The sequence below is a fragment of the Citrifermentans bremense R1 genome (genome assembly GCF_000426865.1).
In the GTDB taxonomy this organism is placed as follows: Bacteria; Desulfobacterota; Desulfuromonadia; order Geobacterales; family Geobacteraceae; genus Geomonas; species Geomonas bremensis.
Genome location: NZ_AUGE01000001.1, coordinates 189351 through 207752 on the forward strand (window position 1 = coordinate 189351; position 18402 = coordinate 207752).

Sequence of the window (18402 nt, forward strand, 5' to 3'; positions counted from 1 at the left end):
GGAGTTCGGGGTTCCACGCCGGGAGGTCCCGGCGAAAACTATGCAATTTTTTCATAGCAAAAGCAAGAGGTATGCAAAAAGTGCCTTCTCTTTCGCGTGAGCCTGGTCGGCGCGGCGTGGCATCGATCACCCCAGCTCGTACTCCTTCAGCTTGTACAAAAGCGCCCGGTGGCTTATTTCCAGGAGCTTGGCGGCGCGAGTCCTGTTGCCTGCGGTCTGTTCCAGGGCGCGCACGATAAGCGCGCGCTCCAGGGCCTCCCCCCCCTTTTTTATCGACAGCGACTCGGGGATGTCGGTCGCCCTTCTCTCGATCCCCACCCCGCGGCGCACGCTCTCCGGCAGGCACGACAGCCCAAGCGTGCCCGCTTCGCACAAAACAAGCCCTCGCTCGATGCAGTTTTCCAGCTCCCTCACGTTCCCCGGCCAGTGGTAGCGCACCAGGGCCTGCAGCGTTTCGGGGCTCGGGCGCACGCCGGTTATCCCCATCCTCTCACCATGCTTTTCCAGGAAGTGGTCCACCAGGAGAGGGACGTCCTCGATCCTGTCCCGCAGGGCCGGCAGCGAGATGGGAAAGACGTTGAGCCTGAAGTAGAGGTCCTCGCGAAACCTCCCTGCCGCTACTTCCTGCGCCAGGTCGCGCGAGGTGGCCGAGACAACGCGGACGTTAACGGCCTGGGAGGTTGCAGCACCGACCCGGCGGATCTCCTCCTCCTGCAGCACGCGCAAAAGCTTTACCTGAAGCGGCAAGGAGAGATCGGAGATCTCGTCGAGGAACAAAGTGCCGCCGTCGGCTTCCTCAAAGAGCCCCGTCTTGTCTTGGCTCGCGTCGGTGAAGGCGCCCTTCACGTGCCCGAAGAGTTCGCTTTCCAGCAGCGATTCCGGGATGGCGCCGCAGTTGACCGCCACAAAGGGGCCAGCCCGGCGCACCCCGCAGTAGTGCAGCGCCCGGGCGACGAGTTCCTTGCCGGTCCCCGACTCCCCCAGGATGAGCACCGAAGTCTTGTGCTCCGAGAGTTTCAGCACCAGCCGACCGATCTCGGCCATGCGTTCGCTTCTGCTGATGATGTCGCCCAATGGGCGGCGGCGCACCACTTCCTCGCGCAGCCTCCGGTTTTCATCCTTCAGCCTTTCGCGCTCCTCCGCCTTCTTCAGCACCAGCGAGATCTCGTCGCTGTTGAAGGGTTTGGAGATGTAGTCGTAGGCGCCGAGCTTCATGCAGCCCACGGCATCCTCAAGCGTGCCGTAGGCGGACATCATGATCACGGTGCTGTTTATGCCCGCCGTGGTGCAGGCGGCCAGGAAAGCCCTGCCGTCCAGGACCGGCATGCGGATGTCGCAGAGGATGAAGGCGTAGCTCCCCTGTCGCGCCTTCTCCAGGGCCTGCTCGCCGTTCGCCGCCTGCTCCACCTGGTATCCCTGCTTTTTCAGCATGACCTGGAGCATGTGGCGCAGGTTTTCCTCGTCATCCACCACCAGTATTTTCTTTTTCTCGGTCACACTTTCTCCTAAACGCCCAGCCTGTCTGACCTGTCTGACCTGTCTGACCTTGCGGCCGCGGCCCCAGCCCCTAGCCCCTGCCTCCCGCCGGCAGCGTCAGCCTGAACCTGCTCCCCTCTCCCAGCTCGCTTTGCACGGTGAGGGTCCCGCCGCACGACTCGGCTATCCTGGCCGCGATGGCTAGCCCCAGACCGGTTCCCTTACCGGGCTCCTTGGTGGTGAAGAAGGGGTCGAATACCAGCGGCAGGTGCTCGGGCGGCATACCTTCACCGGTGTCGGCAACCTCGATGGCGACGCCCCCTCCCACCTTCATCCCCTTTAGCTGCAGCTTGCCCCCCTTGGGCATGGCATCCTTGGCATTCATGATGAGGTTGATGAGCAGCTGCTCCAACTGGTGCGGGTCGGCATACAGTCGCGGCAGGGACGGTTCCGCCTCGACCGTGACCTCCAAGAGCTTCAACGCCCCCTGTGCCTCCAGAAGCTCCACCACCTTCTCCAACAGCTGCAGCACTTCTATTTCCTCACGCTGGCTACCCTTGGGCCGGGCATAGTCCAAGAGCCCCCTGACGATCCTGTCGATCCGCTTCGACTCTTCGGTGATCCTGCGCAGGTAATCTGACTTCTCCGGGTCGCCGGCAACCTCCTCGGAGAGAATCCCGCTGTACCCCATGATGGCCGCAAGCGGAGTCCCGATTTCGTGTGCCATCCCGGCCGCCAAAAGCCCAACGGACGCCATCTTCTCGGAACGTATCGTCTCGTTGCGCGCCTCGATGATCTCCCGGTTGGCGCGGTTCAAGGAGGCTACGTTTGCCTCGACCTCCTCCCTCTTCTCCCTGAGCGCCACCACCATCGTATTGAAGGCGTCGCCCAGTTCCGCCACTTCCTGGCTTCCGGGGATGTCCACGGTGCCGCTCAAATCCCCCGCCGCGATTCTGCGGGTCGCCGCCAACAGTCTTCTTATCGGCACAACTACGCTTGAGGAAAGAAGATATGAGCCGACCACCAGGAGCAGCAGGAAATCGAGGATGAAGTAGGAAAGAAAAAGGTTCCGGGAACCTCTGAGCTTTTCTCGCTCGGGAAGCAGCGACAGGGTGAGCCGAGCCGCCCCGATCGCCCTCCCCTGCTCCATGACCGGAAGGTAGCACCACGCAAGCCGGCCGTCCGGCGACACCTGGAAGGTCCCGCGCCCACTGCGCAATACACCGAGCAAAGCGGCATTGGCCCCGCCCGGATCGGAGAGGGTGTAGAGGTCTCGCCCCGCGGAATCGATCACCAGCAGCCCCACGAAGGCACGGTCCTTCCTAAGGTGCTCCAGGTACTTGGCCGCGGCCGAACCTGGTTCGGGCGGGGCCAAAGGACGCGGCAGCAGAAGGACGATGCTGGAAAGCAGCAGCTTTCCTTCTTCCCCCTTTTGGTTCAGCAGGTCTTTTTCGGCGGTGTTGAAGGAGATAACGGAAAGAAGCACCCAGGTGAGCACCAGCATGATGCTCAGGGCGGAGAGTGTATAGAAGGTGAGGCTGAACCGGGTAGGTTTCATACGGGGCGCTTTAGCTTCCCATGCTCAGGTACCAGTGAATGATCCTGCTGCCGTAGAAGATGTAGAGCACGGCGCCGCTTGCCAGGAAGGGGCCGAATGGGATGGCGAGGCTGGAATTCTCCTTACGGGCCAGCATCAGGCTCACCCCTATCACGGAGCCGATCAGGGAGGCCGTGAAGATGATGAAGAGGATTGCCTTCCAGCCGAGGAAAGCGCCCATCATGGCGAGAAGTTTGATGTCTCCTCCCCCCATGCCGTCCTTCTTGGCGATGGCCTGGTAGATATAGGCGACAAGAAAGAGGCTCCCGCCGCCTGCCAATATGCCGATCAGCGAGTTGAGCCACCCCAGTTGCGGAATGAAAAAAGACGCTGCAAGACCTGCGACGATGCCGGGGAGCGTGATGGCGTCGGGAATGATCTGGTGTTCCAGGTCTATGAAGGTGACCACGACGAGCGCGCTGCAGAATACGAACAGGATGCCGAAGATCAATCCCTGTCTCAGCACGATCTGCAACGGTGCCTCTTCGATGAGCCGCACAGGGAAAAGCCTGATGAAAAGCGCCAGGGTGAGGAAAGCGTTCAAAAGCTCCACCAGCGGGTACTGCGCCGAGATGGGAGCGCCGCAGCCGCGGCATTTCCCCTTCAACAGGAGATAGCTCAAAACCGGGATGTTGTCGTACCAGCGGATGCGGTAGTCGCACTTGGGGCAGTGCGAAGGGGGGGAGACCACCGATTCCCCTTGGGGCATGCGGCAGATGCAGACGTTGAGGAAGGAGCCGACCACGCCCCCCAGGATGAAGGCGAAGCAGGAATAGATGATGTAGGGGATGCTCAATGCGAACCTCGTACGCCCCTCATGAGCGGGCTGCAGAGCAGTATACTGGAAAGCACCGAAAAACTACAAGGAAAAGCGGGACTTGGAACTGCGGAGCTGGAAAAGGGGACAGGCTACTTTTTGATTTCAAAAAGTAGCCTGTCCCCCAATTTTTTTACCTGAGCCTCTGGATCTTCTCCAGGCTCTCTTCCAGGAGCTTCTTCTTGTTGGCGAACTCGCCTATCTTCTCGCGCTCCTTCTCGACCACGTCGGCCGGGGCGCGCTCGACAAAGCTCGGGTTCTCAAGCTTCTTGGAGAGGAACTCGATGTCCTTCTCGATCTTGGCGATCTCTTTGCCCAGACGCTTCTCCTCTTCCTCGACGTTAACGAGCCCCCGAAGCGGCACGATGATCTCGACGTCGCCCGCGACCTGCAGGCTCGCTTCCGCGGGACGCTCGATCCCCTGGCCGATGCCCAGGTCGGAGAGGCGCGCAAGGCTCATGACGTAGGCCTCGTTGCGCTTCAGAAGGGCCAGGCTTGCCTCGGACTTGCAGTCGAGGATGGCGGCGATCTGCTTGCTCGGGGCCACTTCCATCTCGCCGCGGATGTTCCTGATCCCCTTGATCACTTCCATGACCAGATCCATCTCGGTGGCGGCAGCGGCGTAACCTTCCCACTCTGCGCAAGGGGTCGGGAAGCTGGAGATCATGATCGACTCGGCGGCGCCATCCCTTTTCGGGAGCGCCTGCCAGATCTCCTCGGTGATGAACGGCATGAACGGGTGCAGAAGGCGCAAAAGGTTCTCCAGCACCAGCCAGAGCACGTACTTCGCCGAAGCCTGCCTGTCGGCGTCCCCCTTGTAGAGGTCGTCCTTGGCAAGCTCGATGTACCAGTCGCAGAACTCGCTCCAGGTGAAGCGGTACAAATCGTTGGCCGCCTCGTTGAAGCGGAAGGATGCCAGTGCTGCGTCGACCGAGACGGCGGTCTGGTTCAGCCGGTACAGGATCCAGCGGTCGGCGTTGGAGAGCTTGAGGGAAGCCGGCTCCACCACGTTCGGGTCGAAACCCTCCAGGTTCATCATGGCGAAGCGGGAGGCGTTCCAGATCTTGTTGGCGAAGTTGCGGTAGCCGGCGATCCTCTCCTCGGCGAGCTTGATGTCGCGCCCCTGCGCTGCGAAGGCGGCTAAAGTGAAGCGGAAGGCGTCGGTGCCGTAGGCGTCGATGACGGTCAGCGGATCGATCACGTTCCCCTTGGATTTGGACATCTTCTGCCCCTGCGCGTCGCGCACCAGGGCATGGATGTAGACGTCGGTGAAGGGGACCTCGTCCATGAAGTGAAGCCCCATCATCATCATGCGCGCCACCCAGAAGAAGAGGATGTCGAAGCCGGTGACGAGGCACGAGGTCGGGTAGAAGGAGGCGAGCTCGGGTGTCTTCTCCGGCCACCCCATGGTGGAGAAGGGCCAAAGCGCCGAGGAGAACCAGGTGTCGAGGACGTCGGTTTCCTGGCGGATCTCGTCGGAGCCGCACTCGTCGCAGCAAGACGGATCCTCCTTGGCGACCGTGATGTGGCCGCAGTGGTCGCAGTACCAGGCGGGAATGCGGTGCCCCCACCAGATCTGGCGCGAGATGCACCAGTCACGGATGTTCTCCATCCAGTCGTAGTAGGTGTTCTCCCACTGTTGCGGGACGATCTTCGTGCGCCCGTCCTTGACGGCGCCCAAGGCGCGCTCGGCCAGCGGTGCAACCTTCACGTACCACTGCAGCGACATGTACGGCTCGACCACGGTCTTGCAGCGGTAGCAACCGCCGACGGAAAGCGCGTGGTCCTGGATCTTATCCAGAAGCCCCGCGGCTTCGAGGTCGGCTACCACCTGCTTCCTGGCGGCGAAGCGCTCCATCCCCTCGTACTGCTTGCCGGCTGCGTTCACGACGCCCGACTCGTCGAAGACGTTGATGCGGTCCAGGTTGTGCCTCACCCCCATCTCGAAGTCGTTGAAGTCGTGGGCCGGGGTGATCTTCACCACGCCGGTGCCGAACTCGCGGTCGACGTAGTCGTCGGCGATGATCGGGATCTCGCGGTTGACCAGGGGGAGCAGCACCATCTTGCCGATCAGGTGCGCGTAGCGCTCGTCCTCGGGGTGCACCGCCACCGCGGTGTCCCCCAGCATGGTTTCCGGGCGGGTGGTGGCGACCACCAGGAAGTCATTCGTCCCGACCACCGGGTAGCGCAGGTGCCACAGGTGCCCCGCCTTCTCCTCGTGCTCGACCTCGATGTCGGAGAGCGCGGTATGGCAGCGCGGGCACCAGTTGATCAGGCGGTTGTCGCGGTAGATCAGCTTCTCCTGGTACAGGCGCACGAACACCTCGCGCACCGCCTTGGAGAGGCCCGCGTCCATGGTGAAGCGCTCGCGCTCCCAGTCGCAGGAGGCGCCCAGGCGCTTCAACTGGCCGATGATCTGCCCGCCGGATTCGCCCTTCCACTGCCAGACCCGCTCGATGAACGCCTCGCGTCCCAGCTCGAAACGGTCCTTCCCTTCGGCCGCCAGCTGGCGCTCAACCACGTTTTGCGTGGCGATGCCGGCATGGTCGGTCCCCGGCATCCAGAGGACGTTGTAGCCGGCCATACGTTTCCAGCGGCACAGGATATCCTGCAGCGTATTGTTGAGCGCGTGCCCCATGTGCAGCACGCCGGTGATGTTCGGGGGGGGGATCACGATGCTGTAGCCGGGCTTGTCGGAGGGGACATTCGCGTGGAAGTAACCCTTCTGCTCCCACTGCTGGTACCAACGCTCCTCAACGCTTTTCGGCTCGTAAACCTTTTCCAGCTCTTTGTTTGCCATCTAATCGACCTCTTCGGTATCTAAAGTATGAAAAAAGGGGATCGTGAAATCCCCTGATTCGTAAGCGGATGCCGGGACGGGCTGGATCAGCCGCGCTCGCCCGACCTCAATTTCCTGATCTCTTCCTTGATGAGCACCTCGGCCAGGTCGGGAACCACCTCCCAGACGATCCTCTCGATGACCTCTCTGGAAACCTTGGAGAGAGCGGCCACCAACTGCTCCTCGCTCAGTTCCACAGGAGCAGCCGGAGCGGCTGCAGCGGCAGCGGCGGGAGCTGCACTCTGCGGTACTTTGGCGGGCTCGGCTACCGGAGCGGCTACGGCCGGGGCTTCCCGCTCCAACACCGCCTCGGCCACGGTCGCAAAGGGATCGTACTCCGGGAACTGGAACGCCTCGGCCTCGGCTGCCGCGGCAGGAGCAGCTTCAGCTGCCGCAGCCGGCTCCTCGGCGAGGGCGAAGAACTCCTCCTCGCTGATGCCGACCGGCAATTCCTCTACCTGCGCTTCGGGCTCCAGGTCCAGGGCGGGGCCCGTTTCTTCGATGTCTTCGGCGTCCTCGTCGAAGCTGAAGACCTCCTCGGCCTCGAACTCTCCTTCCGGCTCCACTACCCCGAAAAGCTGGGCAGGAGGTGCTACCGGAGCGGCCTGAACCTCCTCCAGCTCGAAGGCCCCCCAGAGATCATCCTCCTGCGTCGCTTCCACCAGTTCCTCTTGCACCGCAGCGGCGACCACGGATACCGCGGGTGCTGCCGCGACGGGCTCCGGCCCGGCCTCTGCCGCCACGTTTCCCCAGACCGCCTCGGCATCGGGGAAAGATGCGGCCCCGGGAGCCTCCACGGGAGGCATGTTGTCGAAAGAGGAAAGGTCGCCCCAAAGCTCCTCGGCGGCGGCGTCGGCGGCAGGCGCCGCGGCGGGCATAGGCGCGCTTTTGCGGGACTTGCCCACGGCCAGCATCTCCTTCACCCGGTCGATCAACTGCTGGGACTCGAACGGCTTAGATATGGAAGCGTCGGCGCCGCAGTCGCGCGCCTTCTCCTCGTCCAGCGGCTCGAAAGCGCCGATCAGGAGCAGGATCGGTACGGAGTTGAGCTTGGGATCGCGGCGGATCTCGGCGCAGACCTCGTACCCGGTCTTGCCGGGCATCAGGGCGTCGACCAGCATCACGTCCGGGTTTACCTCCCGCGCCTTCTCAAGGGCAGCCGTGCCGTTGTCGACTACGGTTAGCTCGAACTCCTCGTTGGCAAAGATAATTGCCACAACCTTTTGGATGGTGATGCTGTCATCGGCGAGGAGCAGTCTATTGCCCATCTATCCCTCCGCTACTTTGAAAGCTTATTGTCAGGAGTTAATTTGGCACAGAAAAGTCGAATAGTCCGGCTAAGACAGGCAATGCAATCCAGATACTGATACAAAGGATTTGTCTTTTGACAGGACGGAAAGAAATGACAGTTCGCAACTGAGCGCAAAGTGATCCAGTTTCATGCAAAACGGTAGAAAAAACTAGCATAAAGGGTACAACGTGTCAAGGTATTTGCCCTTTTCTATTAATTACTCGTCATTGAATCTGGCCATCTCTCCAAGCTCGGGCGGAATGCCGAATAGCTGCGATGCGACGGTGGAAAGATCGCCTCTGAGCTTGCTGAACTCGTGGGTGTTCTTGTAGTCCAGCCGGGCGGTCAGAAGTATCACGAAGGTGTCTGACGCCGGGTCGATCCAGATCGAGGTTCCCGAATAGCCGGTGTGGCCGAAGGAGATCCTGGAAAAGCCGTTGCCGCGCGGAGAAGAAAACGGGGAGGAGATGTCCCACCCCAGCCCCCGCACCACGCCGCCGCCGCGCGAGAAGTAGGGGGCGGTCATCTGGTCCACGGTCCTCGCCGCCAGCACCCGCCTGCCGTCGAGGGTCCCTCCCCCCAACATCATGCGGCAAAGCCTTCCCAGGTCGCGCGCCGTGGAGAAGAGCCCTGCGTGCCCCGCCACTCCCCCCAACTGCCTGCAGAGCGGGTCCTGCACCTCTCCCATGAGGATGCGCCCCTCGGTCAGGGTAGCGCAAAAGCGCCCTTCCCTCTTGGGATTGAAGCAGGTATCGGTCATGCCGAGCGGGCGGTAGAAGGAGGCCTGGGTGTAGACGTCCAGGGGAGCGCCGGTCGCCCTGCGCACCAGTTCCGCCAGGAGGATGAAGTTCAAGTCGGCGTACCGGAAGCGGCTACCCACCTCCCCCTTGAGCTTCTGGGTGGCGGCGCCCTCTATGGCGGAGCGGATCGGGCTGTCCCCGTAAAGCTGCACGTCGTCGAGCCCTGAGGTGTGGGTGAGCAGGTGCAGCACCAGGATGGAATCCTTGCCATGGCCGGCCATCTCCGGAAACCATTTCACCACGGGATCGATCAGCGAGATCCTCCCCTCTTCGGCGAGTTTCAGTACCGACGGGGTGGTGGCTGCGACCTTGGTTAGGGAAGCGATGTCGAAGATGGTGTCTACCGCCATGAGGGGGGCGTCGGGGAGGGGTGAGGTCCGGCCATAGGCCTTCTCGAAGAGGATTCTGTCCCGGCTCCCGACCAGCACCACGCCGCCGGCGATGAGGTTGCGGCCGATGGCGTCGCCGATCAGCGCGTCGATCCTGGCGAGGTCGGCGGCATAGCCGCTGGTGGCGCAGAGGACGAGGAGGAGGCTGCAGATGATTTTTCTGAAAAAAGGCATGGCTCGCCGAGAAACGGGGTTGAAGGCTCTGATTGCGCGATAGCTCCCGCGGGGGGCTAGTTCATCCTGAAGTTGACCGATTTAAGCACCTTTCCCTCGCTGTCAACCGCGTCGCAGCGCCACTCCCCCGAAAGCCCCTTCTCCACCACCTTGCGGCTGTAGGTGCGCCAGTGCGCCCCTTTGACCGGGAGCTCGTACTCGGCCACCACCTCGTCGTTCAGGTACCAGAGCTGCTTGATCGTGGTATTGGTGTCCTCGGGGGCCGAAAAGCGGGTGAAGCAATAGAGCGCTTTCACCGAAGCAGAAGAGATGCGCCGCACCGAGTCGATGGGGTTTCCCTTGACGATCTTGGTGGTTACCGCCATTTCGGTTATCTTCAGGTCGGCGGCATGCGACTGGCTGAAGCCTGCGAGAAGCAGAAAAAGGATAGCGGCGACTGTGGTGAAAAGCGTGGTGCGATTCATGGTGCCTCCAGCAGCGATTCCCGAATTAAATGCCGGCAGTTGCGATCGGTGCCGGTACCCCCAAAAGGGGATTTTTCCAGCCTCTAGGTTCTGTAATCGGCGTTGATGCGCACGTAGTCGTAGGAGAGATCGCTGGTGTAGACCGCGGCTTCCCCGTTTCCCAGCTTCAGGTCGATGGTGACCTTGAACTCCTTTTGCTGCAGCACGCGGGTGCCGGCCGCCTCCGCGTCGCCGCCAGCAAAGATCCCGCCGGAAGCCATCACCACGTCGTCGAAGCGGATCTCCACCTGCTGCTGCTCCACGCGGGCGCCGGAGTAGCCGACCGCGGCGATGATTCTCCCCCAGTTGGCGTCCTGGCCGAAAAAGGCGGTCTTCACCAGCAGGGAGTTGGCGACGGCGAGTGCGGCGGTCTTCGCGTCGGCGTTGGTGGCCGCCCCCTTGACCCTGATCTCGACGAACTTGGTGGCACCCTCGCCGTCTTTTACGATCAGCTTGGCAAGCGACAAGAGGAGGTCGTGCAAAAGGGCGCGGAAGGCGTCCCCTTCCTTGGTCCCCCCCTTGATCACCGGGTTTGCCGCCGCGCCGTTGGCGATGACGAGCGCCGTGTCGTTGGTGGAGGTGTCGCCGTCCACCGTGATGGCGTTATAAGAGCCGTCCACCGCCTCGGCGAAGGCGCTCTTCAAGAAAGCGCCGTCAACGGCAGCGTCGGTCACCAGGAACGAGAGCATGGTGGCCATGTTGGGCTGGATCATCCCGGCACCCTTGGCTATGCCCCAGATGCTGTATGGCGTTCCACCCGCCTCCCCCTCGCGCCGCTCGATCTTCGCGAAGGTGTCGGTGGTCATGATGGCGCTCGCCACGTCCTCCAGGGTACCGTGGTCGAGCCTGTCGACCAGGGGCTGGATCCCCTTGCGGAAGCGGTCCATGGGGAGCTGCTGCCCGATCACCCCGGTCGAGGCGATCAGCAACTCCTCGTCCGGAAGCCCGAGGGCCTCCGCCGTTTTGCGTCCGCATTCCAGCGCGTCCAGCATCCCCTGCTCGCCGGTGCAGGCGTTGGCGTTGCCGGAATTGACCAAAAGAGCGCGGCAGGAGCCGTTTTCGGAGCGCTCGCGCGAAATGATGACCGGAGCCGCCTGCACCTTATTGGTAGTGTAGACCGCGGCGACCTTGGCCGGCAGGTCGGAGAATATAAGCGCCAGATCGAGGCGCCCCGGCTTCTTGATAGCCGCCTCAACGGCGGAAAAGCGAAAACCTTTCATGCGAACTCCTAAAAGCAGACCTCTCAATCTGCTTCATCTCTGTTTCATCATTTGCCGCAGCACTTCTTGTACTTCTGGCCGGAACCGCAGGGGCAGGGATCGTTTCTCCCCGCGCTCCTCTTGCTCTTGGACGGCATCTGCGCGGGCGCCGACGCGGCCTCCTCGTCCACCAGGTTGAAGACCATCCGCTGCTGGGGCTGCTCCAGCTCGAACTGCTCCATCTCCTCTTCGCTTCCCACCTGCACCCAGAAGATCTTCTCCACCACCTCTTCCCTGATGCGCAGCATCATGTCCATGAAGAGCTTGTAGGCTTCCCTCTTGTACTCCTGCTTCGGATCCTTCTGGCCGTAGCCGCGCAGCCCGATCCCTTCTTTCAGGTGGTCGATGGAAAGGAGGTGGTCCTTCCACTGTGCGTCGATGACCTGGAGCATGATCACCTTGATCAGGTGGTCCATCAGGTCGTCGCCGAACTCGGTAAGCCGCTGCTGGAAACGCTCGCGGGCAGTGGTCCTCAAGGTCTCCTCGAAGTTCACCGGCGTGATCCGGTCCATCAGGTCCGGGGTAAGGTCCAGGTGGAAACCGAACACCTTCTGCACGCTGTCGGCGATCCCCTGCCAATCCCACTCGCGGGCGGGGGTCCGGTCGATGACGTAGGCGGCCACGATGTCGCCGACGGTCTCCTCCATCATCCCGGTGAAGCTGTCGCGGATCTCGTTCCCAGCGAGGATCTCTTTCCTCTGGGTGTAGATCACCTCGCGCTGCTTGTTCATGACGTCGTCGTACTCGATCAGGTGCTTCCTGATCTCGAAGTTGTGCGCCTCGACCTTTTTCTGCGCGTTCTCGATGGCGCGGGTGATGAGGCCGTGGGTGATGGCCTCACCCTCCTCGATTCCCAGCTTGTCCATGATCATGGAGACGCGCTCGGAGCCGAAGATGCGCAAAAGGTCGTCCTGCAGCGAAAGGTAGAACCTGGAGGAACCGGGGTCACCCTGACGGCCGGAACGGCCGCGGAGCTGGTTGTCAATACGGCGCGATTCGTGGCGCTCGGTGCCGAGGATGTGCAGGCCGCCCAGGGCGACCACCTCGTCATGCTCGACGGCGCAGACCGGCTTGTTCTTTTCCACCAGGAGGTTGAACTGCTTCTGGTTTTCGGCGAGCACCTGCTGCTCCAGCTCCTCCAGGTCGATCTCGCCCTCCTGTTTCAGGCATGAGGCGACGACGGGCATGATCCCGGGGTACTCGCGCTCCAGGGACTGCAAGAGCTCCTTCTCCGGGAGATCCTTGGAGAGGGTCTCCATGAAGGCGGACATGAACTCTTCGGTCCTTGCCTCGGGCGTTCCCTTGAACTCCTGCCGGGCGAGGCCGTCGGGGTTCCCGCCCAAAAGGATGTCGGTACCGCGGCCTGCCATGTTGGTGGCGATGGTGACCATCCCCTTGCGGCCCGCCTGGGCTACGATCTCCGCCTCTTTCTCGTGCTGCTTCGCGTTCAGGACGAAGTGCGGGATATTCTGGCGCTTCAACAGCTCGGAGAGCTCCTCGCTCTTTTCGATGGAGATGGTGCCGACCAGGATCGGCTGCCCCTTCTCGTGCAGCTCCTTGATCTCGCTTATGACCGCGTTGAACTTCTCGCCCTCGGTCTTGTAGATCACGTCGGGGAAGTCCGGGCGCAAAAGCGGGCGGTTGGTCGGGATCACCACCACGTCCAGCTTGTAGATCTTGTGGAACTCCTCCGCCTCGGTGTCGGCGGTACCGGTCATGCCGGAGAGCCTTTCGTACATGCGGAAGTAGTTCTGGAAGGTGATGGTGGCGAGGGTCTGGTTCTCGTTCTCGATCTTCGCCCCTTCCTTCGCCTCGATCGCCTGGTGCAGCCCGTCGGACCAGCGGCGCCCCGGCATGAGGCGCCCGGTGAACTCGTCGACGATGATGACCTCGTTGTCCCGGACCACGTAGTCGACGTCCCTCTTGAATAGGGCGTGTGCCCTCAGGGCCTGCTGGGTGTGGTGCAGGATCTCCATGTTGCGGGGATCGTAGAGGTTCTCGATCTTGAGGAGCTTCTCCACCTTGAGCACGCCTTCCTCGGTGAGGGTGGCGCTTTTGGCCTTCTCGTCCACGGTGAAGTCGCCGGTGTAGGTCTTCCTCTTGCCGGAGAGGGTGTTCGCCTCGACCTCGATCACCTCACCCTTCTTAAGGAGCGGGATGATGCGGTCGATGATGTAGTACTTGTCGGTCGAGTCCTCGGTGGGGCCGGAGATGATGAGCGGGGTCCTCGCCTCGTCGATCAGGATAGAGTCCACCTCGTCGACGACAGCGAAGTTGAAGGGGCGCTGCACGTACTCGTCCAGGTCGAACTTCATGTTGTCCCTGAGGTAGTCGAAACCGAACTCGTTGTTGGTGCCGTAGGTGATGTCGGCGGCATAGGCCTCGCGCCGCTCGTGGTCTTCGAGCCCGTGCACGATGACGCCGACGGAAAGCCCCAGGAACTTATGGATGCGCCCCATCCAGTCGGAGTCGCGCTTGGCCAAGTAGTCGTTCACCGTGACCACGTGCACGCCCTTGCCGGAAATGCCGTTCAAGTAGGAGGGGAGCGTCGCCACCAGGGTCTTACCTTCGCCGGTCTTCATCTCGGCGATCTTGCCGGAGTGGAGCACCATGCCGCCGATCAGCTGCACGTCGAAGTGGCGCATGCCGAGGACCCGCTTTCCCGCTTCACGGCAGACGGCGAACGCCTCGGGGAGCATCGAGTCGAGGCTTTCGCCGCGGCTGTAGCGTTCCTTGAACTGGGCGGTTTTGCCGCGCAGCGCCTCGTCGGAGAGCTTGATCAATTCGGGCTCCAGCTGGTTTATCCGCTCGACGATGGGCCACATCCGCTTCAATTCCCGCTCGTTTTTGCTCCCGACTAACTTCTTTATCAGCGCTCCAAACATCTATCGATTCTCCTTGGCCGTAGAAACAGTGATGAAAAAACAAGGTACGCTACCATAAAAGTGAGAAAGCCTCAACTGAAAAGGCTTCAGCGGCGGGCACCTGACAGCACTGTTCCATTCAGCCCCCTTCGCGGCGCCGCAAGCCTCTCATCCCCCCTCCCGACCTCCCCCTCCGGCGGGAGGAGAGCCCGGGGACCGCGCCTGTGCCGCCGGTGCCGGTTCCCTTTCCCTTCCCCAAACCTCCTCCTTGCAATCCGCCGGGGCTCTCTTTATAATGAGCCCGCCAAAAAGGAGCCCTGCAACTTGGAAACAGCACCGTTTAACGAAGAACTCATCGACACCCATCTCGTAGTCGACGTACGCACCCCCCTGGAATACGAGGAGGATCACCTCCCCGGCGCCATCAACGTTCCGCTTCTCACCAACGAAGAGCGGGTGGAGATCGGCATCCTGCACAAAGAGATCGGCCCGCATGCCGCAAGGAGAAGGGGGCTCGAACTCACCGCGCACCGCTTCCCGCAGATGGTGGAGGAGATAGCGACAGCAGCGGCGGGAAGGCCGATCCTCGTCTACTGCTGGCGGGGGGGGCTCAGGAGCAAGACGGTCACCGTGATCCTGGATCTCGCCGGCTTCAAGGCGGTGCAGTTGCAGGGAGGGTACAAGAGCTTCCGCCACGAGGTGAGCGAGTACTTCACCCCCTTCACCCCGAAGGCACCGCTCGTCGTCTTGCACGGCATGACCGGCATCGGCAAGACCACGCTCTTGCAGCGCCTGAAAGAGCGCGGCAACTCGGTGCTCGACCTCGAAGGGCTCGCCTGCCACCGCGGTTCGGCCTTCGGCCAGCTGGGGCTGAACCAGACCCTCACCCAGAAGCGCTTCGAGACCCTTTTGTGGGACGAGATCAGGAAGGCCCCTTTGGACCGCCCGCTCATCCTGGAAGGGGAGAGCGAGCGCATCGGGCGGGTATCGCTTCCCGGGGACTTCTACCAGAAGATGGCGGCCGGCGTCAGGGTCTGGTGCTTTGCCTCGCTTGAGACCCGGGTGCAGCGGCTCATCGACGAGTACGGCCTTCCCGGCTACAAGGAAGAGATGGCGGTAGCGCTGCAGAGGATCAGGAAGAAGCTGGGCGGGAAAAGGTGCGAGGAGCTGGCGGAAAACCTGGAGAAATGGGAGCTGGAGCCCTTCATGGCGGGACTTGTGAACGACTACTACGACAAGGTCTACTACAAAAACCGCAGCTGGGAGGCGGACACGGAGCTTGGTATGGAGGATTTCGACCAGGCGGCCGTCGAGCTGGAGCGCTACCTCTCACTTCACTTCAAAACGGGTGGCGCGAGCGCCTGACCCTGTATTTCGCCAGCAGCTCCACCGGGTGGTAGGAGAGCTTCGCCTGCCTCAAGGCGGGCTCCCCCAGGTCCTGCTCCCGGTTCAGATAGCGGCACTCGGGGAAGAGGAGCCGGGAGAACTCTCGGTCCAGCAACTGGTACAGCCCCTCCAGGAACAGGTCCCCCTTCTCGAAATGGCAGACAGCCGTCTCCCGGTTCAGCCGCTCGCCTAGCGCGAACCCCCTCACCGCCCCATCGACCAGCACCACCACCCCCGACAACCCGAGCGCTTCCCTAAGCCTCAGCGCCTCGGTCGCCCCCTCCACCTCCTGGGCGAGCGACGACTCCTCACCGAATTCGGCGCGCACCCGGCGCCACTGCTCCAATAGTTCCAGCGCCCCCTCAAGGTGCCCCTCGTTGAAGAGCTCCACCTGGTGGCGGTGCCGCAGCTGGAAGTAATTCACCCGATTCTTTTTCTTGTGGTACTTTTTGCCGGGAAGCTCCGCCATCTCCTGTTTCAGATGCAGATAGTCGAAGTTGTCGCGGTCGGGGATTATTTCTAACCCGGAGCCGGGGAGGCAGCACGAGAGCAAGCTGTCGTCGGCGCCGTAGAGGGTGAGTCCTTCATCGAGAAGCCTGCGGGTCGCGGCGGCGATATCGCCGCAAAAAGGGGGAAGGAAATAGGGGGAGCCGTCGTAGCCGCGCCCAAGCGCCAGCACCGCGTCCCCCAACCGGGTAAGCCTGTAGTCGTGCGCCTTCCTGAATAGATAGAGGTTCGCGAAGGTGAGCTCGGAGACCCGCGGCTGCAGCGCATCGAAAAGCGGGTCCAGCTGGGACTTGTCGTCCAGGGCGATTCCCCTGGAGCTCGGATACTGCGGGATTTCCATGGCGGCTCCGGAAAAAAATTTTCCACAGTATACCGACATATTTGCAAAAATGCGAAAAAACGCTGGCAATTGCCGCGCCGTATACGATAGTATTGCGAACGTTGTTTTACACTGGCCGAAAAGTACCTATCCGGCCACAGCGAAAGGGCCTACGCCTAAACCGAGTCAGCCGGGGGAGCCGTGCAGAAGTACCTCTTCGCCTTCATAAACAAACTGAAACTGCGCTGGAAGATGGTGGTGCTGGTGTTGCCGCTGGTGATCATACCGATCTTCCTCGTGGGCGGGGTCATCGGCTACATCTCCACCAAGCAGGCCTATCTGGGGATCACCCAGACCAGCAAGGACGACCTGCAGCACATGGCCGGCTTCACCGTCGACCTTTTGAACTCCCACTACCAGCAGTTCCAGGTCTACAAGCAGGACAAGGAGAAGACCTTCCACGAAGAGTTGAGGACGGTGAGCGAGCTCGCCTTCAACGTGGTGAAGTCGCAGCAGAGCCTGCAGCAAAAAGGGCGCATGGACATGGCGGCGGCGCAGCGCGAGGCGCGTAACGCCCTGGCCAAGGTAAACGTGGGGAAGACCGGCTACATCTACGCCATGAACAGCCGCGGGGAACTGAAGGTCCACGTGGCGCAGGAAGGGGTCAACGTCTTTGACAGCCGTGACGAGACCGGGCGCTACTTCATCCGCGAGATGATAGAGAAGGCGCGCCGCTCGAAGCCCGGCGAAGTGCTCTACATCGTCTACCCCTGGCGCAACGCGGCCTTAGGCGACAAGTCGCTCAGGAAAAAGGTGGTGGCCTACCGCTACTTCAAGGAGTGGGACTGGATCATCGCGGCAGGGGGTTACCTGGAGGAGACCTACGAGGACGTGGCCTTCGAGCGCCGCTCCTTCCAGGAGTTGAAGGAAAAGATCAAGGGTAAGAAGGTGGGCAAGACCGGCTACATCTTCGCCATGGACACCTCGGGCAACTTCATGATCCATCCGACCGGGGAAGGGAAGAACTTCCTCAATGCGGTCGATTTCAGCGGGCAGCATTTCATCAAGGAGATGTGCGAGAGGAAAACCGGCTGGATCCGCTACCCCTGGAAGAACAAGGGGGACAGCGGCCCCCGGATGAAGATCGTCCGCTACGAGTACTTCCAGCCCTGGAACTGGATCGTCGCGGTAGGCTCCTACGAGGAGGAGTTCTACCAGGAGGCGAACGTGATCAAGGGGCGCATCATGGAGAGCATGGTGGTGCTCACCATCCTGGTGAGCGTGATGGCCGTGTTCCTGGTGCTCCTGGCCTCCCGGGTGATGACCGAGCCGATCTCCAGGATGATCGAGGTGATCAGGAGGGTGAAGCAGGGGCGCCTGGAAGAGACCATGAAGGTGGAGACCCAGGACGAATTGGGGGAACTCGCCACCGCCTTCAACCGGATGACCAAGATCATCAAGCACAACAAGGAGCTGGAGGCGAACCTGGCCCAGCAGGGGAAGATGGCCTCCTTAGGCGTCCTCTCCTCAGGCGTCGCCCACGAGATCAACAACCCGCTCGGGGTGATACTGGGGTACGCCGCATATATAGAGAAGAAGCTCTCCCCGGACGACCCCAACTACCGGTTCATCCACGAGATCAAGCGCGAGAGCAAGCGCTGCAAGAAGATCGTGCAGGACCTCCTCTCCTACGCCCGCACCCCGCAGCCGGTGCTGGAGCCGACCGACCTGAACGCGCTTTTGGAGCAGATCGTGGACTTCGCCGCGAACCACACCGACATGCACCACGTCTCGGTGGAAAAAAGCTTCGACCCTACGCTTCCGGAGATCATGGTGGACGGCGACCAGCTGCGCCAGGTGGCGATCAACCTGATCCTGAACGCCGGCGCCGCCATGCAGAAGGGGGGAAAGCTCGTGGTCAGCACCCAAAACGGGGAAGACAACTGCGTGAGCCTCAAGTTCTCCGACAACGGCGCGGGAATCGCGGCCGAGCACATGGAGCGGATCTTCGAGCCGTTTTTCACCACAAAGGTCAAGGGGACGGGGCTGGGGCTCGCCATCACCAGGCAGATCGTCGAGCAGCACCACGGCAAGATCGGCATCGAGAGCGAGATCGGCGCCGGGACCACGGTCGAGGTGCGGCTGCCGATCAACCGGGACGACTACTGTTAAGATAAGTGC

At 61.9% G+C, this 18402-nt stretch carries 12 protein-coding genes; 2 read left to right on the forward strand and 10 right to left on the reverse strand.

The window, feature by feature from the left end:
* Positions 1 to 126: 126 nt before the first annotated feature.
* From K419_RS0100900 to secA, 9 genes are all read right to left on the reverse strand, one after another.
* The gene (locus K419_RS0100900; RefSeq protein ID WP_026839901.1) at positions 127 to 1497 is read right to left on the reverse strand and encodes a sigma-54-dependent transcriptional regulator; all 1371 of its coding nucleotides are present in this window, start codon (positions 1495 to 1497) and stop codon (positions 127 to 129) included.
* A gap of 70 nt (positions 1498 to 1567) precedes the next feature.
* Positions 1568 to 3034, reverse strand: a complete 1467-nt coding sequence (locus K419_RS0100905) for a sensor histidine kinase (RefSeq protein ID WP_026839902.1) — start codon at positions 3032 to 3034, stop codon at positions 1568 to 1570.
* Positions 3035 to 3044: 10 nt separating this feature from the next.
* On the reverse strand, positions 3045 to 3869 hold the full coding sequence (locus tag K419_RS0100910; RefSeq protein WP_026839903.1) for a prepilin peptidase: 825 nt from the start codon (positions 3867 to 3869) through the stop codon (positions 3045 to 3047).
* Between the two features lie 154 nt (positions 3870 to 4023).
* Positions 4024 to 6690: a valine--tRNA ligase gene (locus tag K419_RS0100915; RefSeq protein WP_026839904.1), complete on the reverse strand. Its 2667-nt coding sequence runs from the start codon at positions 6688 to 6690 to the stop codon at positions 4024 to 4026.
* An 86-nt stretch (positions 6691 to 6776) separates the two neighbouring features.
* Positions 6777 to 7997, reverse strand: a complete 1221-nt coding sequence (locus K419_RS0100920; protein ID WP_026839905.1) for a response regulator — start codon at positions 7995 to 7997, stop codon at positions 6777 to 6779.
* A 240-nt stretch (positions 7998 to 8237) separates the two neighbouring features.
* Positions 8238 to 9383: a serine hydrolase domain-containing protein gene (locus tag K419_RS0100925; protein WP_026839906.1), complete on the reverse strand. Its 1146-nt coding sequence runs from the start codon at positions 9381 to 9383 to the stop codon at positions 8238 to 8240.
* A gap of 56 nt (positions 9384 to 9439) precedes the next feature.
* Positions 9440 to 9847, reverse strand: coding sequence for a DUF2914 domain-containing protein (locus K419_RS0100930; RefSeq protein WP_026839907.1), 408 nt, complete (start codon positions 9845 to 9847; stop codon positions 9440 to 9442).
* An 83-nt stretch (positions 9848 to 9930) separates the two neighbouring features.
* Positions 9931 to 11106 (reverse strand): bifunctional glutamate N-acetyltransferase/amino-acid acetyltransferase ArgJ, encoded by a 1176-nt coding sequence (argJ, locus tag K419_RS0100935; RefSeq protein WP_026839908.1) that lies wholly within the window; start codon positions 11104 to 11106, stop codon positions 9931 to 9933.
* A 47-nt stretch (positions 11107 to 11153) separates the two neighbouring features.
* Entirely contained in the window at positions 11154 to 14030 is a 2877-nt protein-coding gene (gene secA / locus K419_RS0100940) for a preprotein translocase subunit SecA (protein WP_026839909.1), read from the reverse strand.
* A 303-nt stretch (positions 14031 to 14333) separates the two neighbouring features.
* Here secA and mnmH point away from each other — a divergent pair, with 303 nt between their 5' ends.
* Positions 14334 to 15374 (forward strand): tRNA 2-selenouridine(34) synthase MnmH, encoded by a 1041-nt coding sequence (gene mnmH / locus K419_RS0100950; protein WP_026839910.1) that lies wholly within the window; start codon positions 14334 to 14336, stop codon positions 15372 to 15374.
* On the opposite strand, the gene K419_RS0100955 is transcribed toward mnmH, so the two are convergent.
* The gene (locus K419_RS0100955) at positions 15349 to 16242 is read right to left on the reverse strand and encodes a DUF2156 domain-containing protein (protein WP_026839911.1); all 894 of its coding nucleotides are present in this window, start codon (positions 16240 to 16242) and stop codon (positions 15349 to 15351) included. The two genes, mnmH and K419_RS0100955, sit on opposite strands and share 26 nt — an antisense overlap.
* A 180-nt stretch (positions 16243 to 16422) precedes the next feature.
* Between K419_RS0100955 and K419_RS0100960 the strand changes: the two genes are divergently transcribed.
* The gene (locus K419_RS0100960) at positions 16423 to 18393 is read left to right on the forward strand and encodes a cache domain-containing protein (RefSeq protein ID WP_026839912.1); all 1971 of its coding nucleotides are present in this window, start codon (positions 16423 to 16425) and stop codon (positions 18391 to 18393) included.
* Positions 18394 to 18402: the final 9 nt, after the last annotated feature.